This window comes from Arthrobacter sp. TJ-266, from assembly GCF_058269115.1.
Genome location: NZ_JBZCNC010000004.1, coordinates 188800 through 199580, shown reverse-complemented (window position 1 = coordinate 199580; position 10781 = coordinate 188800). Strand labels below are relative to the sequence as shown.

Genomic DNA, 10781 nt, shown 5'->3' with positions numbered 1-10781 from the left:
ACCCGCATGACCGAGACCGATCTGCCCTGGGACGAGCTCGCCGCCACCGCGCGCGAGGCCATGACCAGGGCGTACGTTCCCTATTCGAAGTACCCGGTCGGGGCCGCGGCACTGCTCGACGACGGCCGCATCATCTCGGGCTGCAACGTCGAGAACGCCTCCTACGGGCTGACGCTGTGCGCCGAGTGCGCCCTGGTCAGCGCCCTCGCGATGAGCGGGGGCGGACGCATCCGCGCCTTCAGCTGTGTGGACGGCGAGGGCAACACACTGATGCCCTGCGGCCGCTGCCGCCAGCTCCTGTACGAGTTCCGGGCGCCCGACATGGTGCTCATGACCGTCAGCGGCATCCGCACCATGGACGAGGTCCTGCCGGACGCCTTCGGGCCCCAGCACCTTGCCTGAAGCGCCCTGCATCGCCCGCGCGTCCGTCCGCAGGACGCGCCGTGCCCCTGAGCGTCTCCGCCGAGCCGCCCTCCACACCACTTCCCGAGGACACACAATGACCGAAGCCTTCGACGCCGTCGACATCATCCGCATCAAGCGCGACCGCGGCACCCTCACGCCCGAGCAGATCGACTGGACGATCGACGCCTACACGCGCGGGGCCATCGCGGACGAGCAGATGGCCGCCCTCAACATGGCGATCCTGCTCAACGGCATGGACCGCGCCGAGATCTCCCGGTGGACGGCCGCCATGATCGCCTCGGGCGAGCGCATGGACTTCTCCTCGCTCGGCCGCCCCACCAGCGACAAGCACTCCACGGGCGGCGTGGGTGACAAGATCACCCTGCCCCTGGCCCCGCTCGTCGCCGTGTTCGGCGTCGCCGTGCCCCAGCTCTCCGGCCGCGGCCTCGGCCACACCGGTGGCACGCTGGACAAGCTCGAGTCCATCCCCGGTTGGCGGGCGCACCTCAGCAACGAGGACATGCTGCGGCAGCTCGCCGAGGTGGGCGCCGTCATCTGTGCGGCCGGCACCGGCCTCGCGCCCGCCGACAAGAAGCTCTACGCCCTGCGTGACGTCACCGGGACCGTCGAGGCCATCCCGCTCATCGCGTCCTCGATCATGAGCAAGAAGATCGCCGAGGGTACCGGCTCGCTGGTGCTCGACGTGAAGGTGGGCAGCGGCGCGTTCATGAAGGACGTCGACCAGGCCCGTGAGCTCGCCGAGACCATGGTGGCCCTGGGGAAGGACGCCGGCGTCACCACCGTCGCGCTCCTCACCGACATGGGTACCCCGCTCGGCCTGACGGCCGGCAACGCCATCGAGGTCGAGGAGTCGGTCGAGGTCCTCGCCGGCGGAGGGCCGTCCGACGTCGTCGAGCTCACCGTCCGCCTTGCGGAGGAGATGCTCGCCTGTGCGGGCGTGCACGACGCCGACCCCGCGGCCGCGCTGAGGGACGGCCGGGCCATGGACGTCTGGAACCGGATGATCGAGGCCCAGGGTGGCGACCCGCGGGCCACCCTCCCCGTCGCGAAGGAGTCCGAGGTGATTCTCGCCCCGGCCGACGGCGTGCTCGTGGGCCTCGACGCGCTCGCCGTCGGCGTTGCCGCGTGGCGGCTCGGTGCGGGCCGTGCGCGCAAGGAGGACCAGGTGCAGGCGGGCGCCGGCGTCCGCCTGCACGCCAAGCCCGGAGCGTACGTGCGGGCCGGGGAGCCGCTGATGACGCTGCTCACCGACACCCCGGACAGGTTCGACCGCGCCCGGGAGGCTCTCGCCGACGCCGTCGTGATCGCCCCGGAGGGTTCACGGCCTGCCCGGCAGCTCATCATCGACCGCATCGCCTGACACCGCGGGGGCGGTCCTGGTCCCACGGCGCGACCCCGCGGTCACCGCCACTGAAGGCTCCGACCATGGGGGATCCCCCTAGGGGTTGGGGCGGCCCGTCTCATTCCCAGGGGTGACACCGGCCGCCTCGGATGTCGGCCGGAAGGGCGACGACGTGGCCGGGGGCCCGCCGGTAGCGTCGAAGGCAGGCGCACGGCAGCGCGGCGCGGCTCGACCCGAGTGGCGCCGCCCGGCGCCGGTTCCCGTCCCCAAGCTCCTGCGGCTCCAGCAGCCGGAGAGCGGTCGGCGGGGCGGACGAGCGGCAGGAGCCCCCGATGGACACCATCACCAGTGCACTCGACGGCATCAGCGCCTTCGTCCTCGCGGCGGCCGAACAGCCCTGGGTGTACCTGCTGGTCCTCATCTGCTGCGTGGTGGACGGATTCTTCCCGCCCTTCCCCAGCGAGTCGGTCGTCGTCGGCCTCGCGTCCCTGATCATCACGCAGGGCGTACCCAACCCCTGGTTGCTGATCGTCGTCGCCGCCCTCGGTGCCTTCCTCGGCGACAACATCGCCTACGTGATCGGCCGGAGCATCGGGACCACGCGCTTCCGGTGGATGCGGCGGCCACGCATGCAGCGGTCGGTCCGCTGGGCGGGCCAGGAGCTCTCGAAGCGCGCCGCCTCTCTGATCCTCGTGGCCCGGTTCGTCCCGATCGGGCGCGTGGCCGTCAATCTGACCGCGGGGGCCACCGGCTACTCACAGCGTCGGTTCGTGGCCCTGACGGCGCTCTCCGGAGTCGTGTGGGCGGCCTACTCCGTGGGGATCGGAGCCCTCGCGGGTACCTGGTTCGAGAACAACCACCTCCTCGGGGTCGTTGTGGCCGTCGTCATCGCCGTCTCCCTCGGGGTCGTGGTGGACCGCGTGATCGCGTGGCTCCGGGGGCCCACGCCGACGCCGGGGGCGGATCACCGCGACGTCGCAAAGGATGACCCAGCCACTGAGCCGGTCCTCGTTCCCGGCTCCTCGCAGTCGGCAGCGACCCGGCTCGGCGCTCCGCAAGGCGCCCCTGCCGACGGTGCATGACCGGCCCGGCCCCACAGGCATCGCGTAGTCTTTCCTGCGTGAACCAGACACCCTCAGACTCAGCGATCGACATCCGGACCCTGCCGAAGATCTCCCTCCACGACCACCTGGACGGCGGGCTGCGGCCGGCCACGATCCTCGAGCTGGCGGCGGAGATCGGCCACTCCCTGCCCGCCACGGACGCCGAGTCCCTCGGTGCCTGGTTCCGGGAGTCCGCCGACTCGGGATCGCTCGAGCGGTACCTTCAGACCTTCGACCAGACGATCGCCGTCATGCAGACGCGCGAGGGCCTCATCAGGGTGGCCCGCGAGTTCGTCGAGGACCTCGCGGCCGACGGCGTCATCTACGCCGAGGTGCGGTGGGCGCCGGAACAGCATCTCCAGAACGGCCTGACACTCGACGAGGCCGTCGAGGCCGTGCAGGAGGGGCTCGAGGCGGGCGCGGCGGCGGCGATCGCGGCCGGGTCCGTCATCCAGGTGGGTCAGCTGATCACCGCGATGCGCCACGCGGACCGTGGCCAGGAGATCGCGGAGCTCGCCGTGCGGCATCGCGAGCGCGGCGCCGTGGGCTTCGACATCGCCGGTGCGGAGAACGGCTTCCTGCCCTCCCGCTTCGCGGATGCGTTCACCTACCTCGCCTCCGAGCAGTTCCCGGTCACGATCCACGCGGGTGAGGCCGCGGGCCTCGACAGCATCGCGGACGCGCTCGTCGCCGGACGCGCACTGCGCCTCGGTCACGGCGTCAGGATCGCCGAGGACATCGAGATCGAGGAGTCCTCCGACGAGGAGCCGGCGGACGGACAGGAGGTCGGGATCGCGAACCTGGGCCGCATCGCCTCGTGGGTGCGCGACCGCGGGATCCCGCTGGAGCTGTGCCCGTCGTCGAACCTGCAGACCGGTGCCATCGCGGCCTTCGGCACCACGATCGACGCGCACCCCTTCGACCTGCTGTACCAGCTGGGGTTCAAGGTCACGGTCAACACCGACAACCGATTGATGAGCGGCGTGACCCTCACGGGTGAGTTCGAGCTGCTCGTCGAGACGTTCGGGTACGATCTCGGCGACCTGCTGGAGCTGACGCTCAACGCGGTGGACGCCTCGTTCCTGCCCCTCGAGGATCGCGAGGCGCTCGCGGAGCACATCGCGCAGAGCTTCGACGCCGCAGCCGCGCACGCCTCGGCCTGACCGACCCGGTGGATCCCGTGAGGACCACCGGTGGTCCCGTCGGCGCCCCCGCCGGACCACCGGTGGACCGCCTCGTCGAGGTGGTCGACCTCCTGAGGCGCCATTGCCCCTGGACCGCGGCACTGGACCACGCCTCCCTGCTCCACTATCTCGTGGAGGAGACGTACGAGCTGTACGAGGCCGTGGACGACGTCTCGCGGTCCGCGGCACCGGATGCGGCACTGCTCGGTGACCTGCGGGACGAGCTCGGCGACCTCCTGTTCCAGGTGGTGCTCCATGCGCAGCTGCAGTCCGAGCAGGGCACCTTCGCGCTCGCCGATGTCGCCGAGGCCCTCACGGCGAAGCTCGTGCGGCGCAACCCGCACGTCTTCTCATCGGACGGCGCACTGCGGCAGGACCTCGCGGCAGGAGGGTCGTCGTCGACCACCGAGGAGATCGTCGACGCGTGGCGCGCCGTCAAGCAGCGGGAGAAGCCCTCGCGGACGTCCCCCTTCGACGGCATACCGCCGCACCTGCCCGCGCTGGCCTTCGCCGCCAAGACCCTGGACCGTGTAGCCGAGCAGCCGCGCGGTACCGCTCCGGGCGGTAGCCCCGCCGACGGCTCGACGCACGGAGCCGCCGGTGTGGCGGCCGGCGAGCCCCTCGACGAGACGTCGGCCCGGCCTGCCGGCGAGCCCGTCCCCGAGCCGGTCGACGAGGAGGCGCAGGTCGGCGCAGAGCTGCTCTCGCTGACCCGGAGGGCCGTCTCAGCGGGAATCGATCCGGAGCGCGCGCTGCGCAGGGCCGTTCTCGACCTGCAGAGACGCGTCTCCGCAGGCGGGTAGCGCCAGCCCAATGACGGCGTCGGAAGAGTGGTTGGAACAGTGGTCGGAAGCGTGGCGGAAGAGTGGTGGAAGCGCTCCGGCGTCTCGATCCACCGGACGCTCGCCCGCCCCGTGAACTAGGCTGGAACCACCACCTCCGTTGCTCTCGACAAAGACGTCCCAACACGATGTGAACACCCGCACTCCAACGAAGAGGAGCAAATCCATGGCCATCATCGATGCCATCCACGCGAGGGAAATCCTCGATTCCCGCGGCAACCCCACCGTCGAGGTCGAGGTCCTGCTCGACGACGACACCTTCGGCCGGGCGGCCGTTCCCTCCGGCGCGTCCACCGGCGCGTTCGAGGCGAACGAGCGGCGGGACGGCGAGAAGGGACGCTACCTCGGCAAGGGCGTGCTGCAGGCCGTCGAAGCCGTCATCGAGCAGATCCAGCCCGCGCTCCTCGGCTTCGACGCCGCCGACCAGCGCGCCATCGACCAGGCGATGATCGACCTCGACGGATCCGAGAACAAGTCGAACCTCGGTGCGAACGCCATGCTCGGCGTCTCCCTGGCCATAGCCCGCGCCGCCGCCGAGTCCTCGGCGCTGCCGCTCTACCGCTACCTCGGCGGACCGAACGCGCACGTGCTCCCCGTCCCGCTGATGAACATCCTCAACGGTGGCTCCCACGCCGACTCCGACGTCGACATCCAGGAGTTCATGATCGTGCCGCTCGGCGCGCAGACCTACTCCGAGGGCCTCCGCTGGGGCGTCGAGGTGTACCACGAGCTCAAGTCCGTGCTGAAGGAGAAGGGCCTCGCGACGGGCCTCGGCGACGAGGGCGGCTTCGCCCCGAACCTGCCGTCCAACCGCGACGCACTCGACCTCATCCTCGTCGCCATCGAGCGCGCCGGTTACACGGCGGGCCAGGACATCGCGCTGGCGCTCGACGTCGCCGCCTCCGAGTTCTTCGAGAACGGCACCTACCAGTTCGAGGGCAAGTCCCTCAGCACCGAGGAGATGAGTGCCTACTACGTGGAGCTCGTCCGGGACTACCCTCTCGTCTCGATCGAGGATCCCCTCGACGAGGAGGACTGGGACGGGTGGAAGCAGCTCACCGCGGCGATCGGCGACAAGGTGCAGATCGTCGGTGACGACCTCTTCGTCACCAACCCCACGCGCCTGTCCCGCGGCATCGAGAGCAGCACCGCCAACTCCCTGCTCGTGAAGGTCAACCAGATCGGCACGCTGACGGAGACGCTCGACGCCATCTCGATGGCTCAGCGGGCCGGATACACGACGATCACCTCGCACCGCTCCGGCGAGACCGAGGACACCACCATCGCGGACATCTGCGTGGCCACCAACGCCGGTCAGATCAAGACCGGAGCGCCCGCGCGCAGCGAGCGCGTGGCGAAGTACAACCAGCTGCTGCGCATCGAGGAGGAGCTCGACGACGCCGCCCGGTACGCCGGTAGGAGCGCCTTCCCGCGTTTCACGGCCTAGTTCACCGGCGGGGGATCGGGTGGGCGGCTACCCTCGATAGGACGGGTCCGCGAACGTTCGACCGCGGACCAGCGCATTTCCCCTCCACCGGGGTGCGCGACAGTACTGACGAGGAGCTCCATGACTGCCCGCCGCCCGAATGTGCCGCGAGCCGGCCGTCCTGCGCCTCCCGCGGAGGACAGGCCGGCCGTCGGCGCCCGGGCGGGCGCCGACGGCGCGCACGCACCGCGGATCACCGCCTCGAAGAGCACGGGCTCGACGCCGGCTCCTTCCGCGGCGGGCCGGCGCAAGCCGGCCGTACCCCGCGGGGTCGGCCCGTCGGCCACGAAGGATCCGCGCTCCGCAGACACAGGCGCGGGTCCGTCGCCCCGCTCGGCGGCTGGGCGAGCGGCCATCGCGGCGACGACACCGGCGACCACGGCGTCGAAGCGCTCCACGACGAAGCCGTCCGCCGGCGGGTCGACCGCCTCGGTCCGACCGCCCGCCTCACAGGCCCCCATGTCGTCGGCGAAGGCCTCCGGCACGGAGAAAGCACCGACGTCTTCCGTGAAGGCCTCGCGCAAGACGTCGGCACCGGCCTCACCGTCGCAGGCGCGTGCTGCCGAGCGATCCCAGCTGGCCGCGAACATCCGTCGTGGGCGGCTCGGCTCGCGGCGGGCGGAATCGCCGATCCAGCCCGCCGAGGAGGCGACGCCGATCCCCGCGAAGTCGTTCTCCGGCAGGCTCCTCGCGCTCGCCGTCGTTCTGGTGGTCGTGATCGTCCTGCTGGCGCCGTCGGTGAGCCGCTACATCCAGCAGCAGGCGGAGCTGGACGCCCTCCGGGCCGACATCGCCTATCAGCAGCAGGTGCAGGAGGACTACCGCGCGGAGCTCGCCCGCTGGGATGATCCGGCCTTCGTGCGCCAGCAGGCCCGTGAGCGGATCTTCCTGGTGATGCCGGGGGAGACGCGCTATCTCGTCAAGGGTGGCAGCGGCCTCGAGGAGGGCACGGGCGAGGGCTCGGCCACGCAACCCGAGGATCTTCCGTGGGCCGATGCCCTGTGGCAGTCCGTGGAGCGTGCAGCCACCGATTGAGGTGGGCGGCCCACACGCGGGTACCATTCACCCCGCGGATCACACGACCGCGGGATCGGAACGGGCGGCACGGGGAACACCCGATCGCCACCTCGGAAGGAACAGCGTGACGCAGCAGGACCGCCAGGACCCGAGGACCCCGAGCGCACGGGATCTCGAGGTTCTCAGCCGACAGCTCGGACGTCCGGTCCGGGACGTGGTGGAGATCGGCGCGCGCTGCGTGTGCGGTAACCCGCTGGTCGCGGTCACGGCCCCGAGGCTGTCCAACGGCATACCGTTCCCCACCACCTTCTACCTCTCCCACCCCGTCGTGACCGCCGCGGTGTCCCGGCTGGAGGCCGAGGGCGTCATGGCCGAGATGACGGTGCGGCTCGTCGAGGACCCTGTGCTCGCGGCGCGGCACGCCGAGGCCCACACCGCTTACCTCGACGCACGGCACGACGTCGGACAGCGGGCCGGCACCGGGGAGGTCCCCGAGATCGACGGCGTCTCCGCGGGAGGCATGCCCACCCGCGTGAAGTGCCTGCACGTGCTCGTCGGTCACGCACTGGCGGCCGGTCCCGGCGTCAATGTGCTGGGCGACGAGGCCATCGAACGGATCAGCCCGTGGTGGTCGCGCGACCGCTGCTCGTGCGAGGGCGCCTGGGACACGCGCGGAGAGGCCCCGGACGCCGACCTCAGCCGCCACACACGGACGCAGGGACTCGGTGCGGCCGAGCTCGAGGCGAAACGCGCCGCGCGTCGCGCCGGGTCCGGTGTTGATCACGGCTCGGCTGCGATCCCCGGCGGCGGATCGGGATCCGACTCCGGACCCCGCTCAAGCGCCGATTCAGCGCCCCGCGACGTCACCGCCCCGATCTCCGCCGCTTCCCAGGTTTCACCCACCACTTCCCGAGGAGCCCACGTGCGTACGGCAGCCATCGACTGCGGGACCAACTCCATCCGCCTCCTCATCGCCGACGTCGGCCCGGACGGTTCACTCACGGACGTCGAGAGGCTCATGCGGGTGGTGCGGCTCGGTGAGGGCGTCGATGCGACGGGTCGGCTGTCCGACGCCGCGCTCGAGCGGACGTTCGCCGCCGCAGAGGAGTATGCAGCGCTGATCCGCCGGCACGGCAGCCCCGAGGTCCGCTTCGTGGCCACCTCCGCCTCACGGGACGCCGAGAACCGCCAGGTGTTCGTGGACGGCATCCGCGCACGGCTGGGGGTGGAGCCCGAGGTCATCACGGGCGACGAGGAGGCGCGGTTGTCCTTCGCCGGTGCGGTCAGTGTCCTCGGGACCGCGACGGACGAGACGGTGCTGGTGGTGGACCTCGGCGGGGGCAGCACCGAGTTCGTGGCGGGGACGTCCGCCGGGTTGCTGGCCGCCCGGAGCACCGACATGGGGTGCGTGCGCTTCACCGAGCGCTTCCTGCAGGACGACCCACCCACCGCGGATCAGATCGCCCGGATGGAGGCGGAGGTGGCCGCGCTCATCGACCAGGCGGCAGCGGAGGTGCCCCTCGCGGACGTCACCCGGATCATCGGAGTGGCCGGCAGCGTCACCACGGTGACCGCGCACGCCCTCGGGCTCCCGGCCTACGAGCCGGCGAGCATCCACGGCGCCGAGCTGCCCGTCGACGCGGTCGTCTCCGCGGCGTCGGATCTGCTGCACATGACCCGCGAGCAGCGCGCCGCTCTGCCGTTCATGCACCCGGGCCGCGTCGACGTCATCGGCGCCGGTGCGCTGATCTGGGCCTGCGTCGTCCGCCGCATCGCGGGCGTCACCGGGGGGCGCGTGTCCACGGTGGTCACCAGCGAGCACGACATCCTGGATGGCATCGCGCTCAGCGTGGCCGAGCGCCATGCCTGACCACCCACGTACACGGATGCGGACACGGGTCGGTATACGCCCGACTCTCCCCGCGTTCGCAGCCGTCCTGATCGCGGGGCTGGTCGTCGTGCCCGCCACAGTGCTGCCCGCAGGCCCCGCGGCGGCTGACGAGGTGAGGAGCCGCGAGTACTGGCTCGAGGAGTACGGCATCGCCGAGGCGTGGAAGACCACGCTCGGCGAGGGCGTCACGGTGGCGGTCATCGACAGCGGCGTCGATCCGACCCACCCCGATCTCATGGGCGCGGTGGTCGGGGGCACGGATGCCTCCGGCGCCGGCGATCCGGCGGGCCAGCGCGGCATCGGTGAGGTCCCGGGCCACGGCACGCTCGTGGCCACGCTCCTGGCCGGACGGGGACACGGGGCGCAACCCGCACCGTCGTCGACCTCGGGGCCCAGCGCGACGGCGACGCCGGGCGCGGAAGCGGGCGAGAAGGAGACGCCGCCGCCGAGTCCTGCGCCGACCGTCCCTCCGCTCGAGCGCTACGGCGCGGGTCCGGACGGGGTGGTGGGTGTCGCTCCCGAGGCGGACCTCCTGGCCGTCTCGGTCTGGATCGACGGGCAGACCAGCGGACCCAATCCAGCGGGGGTGACCGTCGACGAGCAGATCCCCGTCGCCGTGCGCTGGGCCGTGGACAACGGTGCCGACGTGATCAACATGTCGCTCGGCAGCACGAGCACGGCCTGGCCGGAGAGCTGGGACGAGGCATTCCTCTACGCGGAGCAGAACGACGTCGTCGTGGTCGCCGCGGCGGGCAACCGCGCGGGCGGGCTCACCCAGGTGGGCGCACCCGCCACCATTCCCGGTGTCCTCGCCGTCGCGGGCCTCGACAAGTCGGGCGTCGCGAGCGCGGAGGCCTCCTCGGAGGGCATCAGCATCGCAGTGGCGGCACCTTCGGAGGGCCTCGTCGGAGGGCTGCCCGGTGGCCAGTACGCGGAGTGGTCCGGGACCTCGGGCGCGGCCCCGCTCGTCGCGGGAGTCGCCGCCCTGATCCGATCAAAGTATCCCGAGCTGACCGCGGCACAGGTGGTCAACAGGATCGTGGGAACCGCGCGCGACGCCGGAGCGCCGGGTTTCGACACCCTGTACGGCTACGGCATCCTCGACGTCGCAGCCGCCGTCGGAGCGGATGTCCCGGTGCCCGAGGACAACCGGCTGGGGAGCATGGCGGAGTGGATCGGGCTCTACCGCCGCAGTGGGGACGGTCCGGTGGCGCCGACGCCCGCACCGACCAGCGTGGCCCCGGCGCAGGTGGTGCCGGCGAAGCCGGCTCCCGTGGCCGTCGATCCGGGAGCCGCGGAGGATCCGCTTCCCGCCGTCGTCGTGCTCGGGTTCGGAGGGCTGATGCTCGCGATGCTGGTCGGCGGAGCGCTGCACGTGGCGCGGGTCCGACGGCGCCCGGCACCGGCCTCGGAGGACGACACGGGCTTGATCGAACGGGTCCCGGCGGGCCCTCAACGACCGGAGTGACGGCGGCGTTCCCGGACGGCCC

9 protein-coding genes and 1 pseudogene are annotated in these 10781 nt (G+C 71.8%); all 10 read left to right on the top strand.

Annotated elements, in window-relative coordinates; genetic code table 11:
* Positions 1–6 precede the first annotated feature (6 nt).
* Positions 7–402 carry a cytidine deaminase gene (locus AC4D12_RS12580; RefSeq protein ID WP_490950272.1) on the top strand — a complete coding sequence of 132 codons (396 nt, stop codon included), beginning with the start codon at positions 7–9 and terminating at the stop codon, positions 400–402.
* A gap of 97 nt (positions 403–499) precedes the next feature.
* The gene (locus AC4D12_RS12575; protein ID WP_490950271.1) at positions 500–1786 is read left to right on the top strand and encodes a thymidine phosphorylase; all 1287 of its coding nucleotides are present in this window, start codon (positions 500–502) and stop codon (positions 1784–1786) included.
* 314 nt (positions 1787–2100) lie between these two features.
* Positions 2101–2850: a DedA family protein gene (locus AC4D12_RS12570; RefSeq protein ID WP_490950270.1), complete on the top strand. Its 750-nt coding sequence runs from the start codon at positions 2101–2103 to the stop codon at positions 2848–2850.
* 38 nt (positions 2851–2888) lie between these two features.
* Positions 2889–4034 (top strand): adenosine deaminase, encoded by a 1146-nt coding sequence (locus AC4D12_RS12565; RefSeq protein ID WP_490950269.1) that lies wholly within the window; start codon positions 2889–2891, stop codon positions 4032–4034.
* A 17-nt stretch (positions 4035–4051) separates the two neighbouring features.
* Positions 4052–4858: a MazG nucleotide pyrophosphohydrolase domain-containing protein gene (locus tag AC4D12_RS12560; RefSeq protein ID WP_490950268.1), complete on the top strand. Its 807-nt coding sequence runs from the start codon at positions 4052–4054 to the stop codon at positions 4856–4858.
* Between the two features lie 205 nt (positions 4859–5063).
* Entirely contained in the window at positions 5064–6344 is a 1281-nt protein-coding gene (gene eno, locus AC4D12_RS12555) for a phosphopyruvate hydratase (RefSeq protein WP_490950267.1), read from the top strand.
* A gap of 120 nt (positions 6345–6464) precedes the next feature.
* Positions 6465–7418, top strand: coding sequence for an FtsB family cell division protein (locus AC4D12_RS12550; RefSeq protein ID WP_490950266.1), 954 nt, complete (start codon positions 6465–6467; stop codon positions 7416–7418).
* Positions 7378–7998, top strand: a pseudogene (locus AC4D12_RS12545) (DUF501 domain-containing protein); the annotation flags it as partial. The gene AC4D12_RS12550 and the pseudogene AC4D12_RS12545, both read left to right, overlap by 41 nt.
* A gap of 324 nt (positions 7999–8322) precedes the next feature.
* Positions 8323–9270, top strand: a complete 948-nt coding sequence (locus tag AC4D12_RS12540) for a Ppx/GppA phosphatase family protein (RefSeq protein WP_490950649.1) — start codon at positions 8323–8325, stop codon at positions 9268–9270.
* Positions 9271–9286: 16 nt separating this feature from the next.
* Positions 9287–10759: a S8 family serine peptidase gene (locus AC4D12_RS12535; RefSeq protein WP_490950265.1), complete on the top strand. Its 1473-nt coding sequence runs from the start codon at positions 9287–9289 to the stop codon at positions 10757–10759.
* Positions 10760–10781: the final 22 nt, after the last annotated feature.

What these genes read in the sequence shown, in the direction of transcription:
- AC4D12_RS12580 (WP_490950272.1), top strand. Translation starts at nt 7, where the DNA reads ATGACCGAGACCGATCTGCCCTGGGACGAGCTCGCCGCCACCGCGCGC.
- AC4D12_RS12575 (WP_490950271.1), top strand. Translation starts at nt 500, where the DNA reads ATGACCGAAGCCTTCGACGCCGTCGACATCATCCGCATCAAGCGCGAC.
- AC4D12_RS12570 (WP_490950270.1), top strand. Translation starts at nt 2,101, where the DNA reads ATGGACACCATCACCAGTGCACTCGACGGCATCAGCGCCTTCGTCCTC.
- eno (WP_490950267.1), top strand. Translation starts at nt 5,064, where the DNA reads ATGGCCATCATCGATGCCATCCACGCGAGGGAAATCCTCGATTCCCGC.
- AC4D12_RS12550 (WP_490950266.1), top strand. Translation starts at nt 6,465, where the DNA reads ATGACTGCCCGCCGCCCGAATGTGCCGCGAGCCGGCCGTCCTGCGCCT.
- AC4D12_RS12535 (WP_490950265.1), top strand. Translation starts at nt 9,287, where the DNA reads ATGCGGACACGGGTCGGTATACGCCCGACTCTCCCCGCGTTCGCAGCC.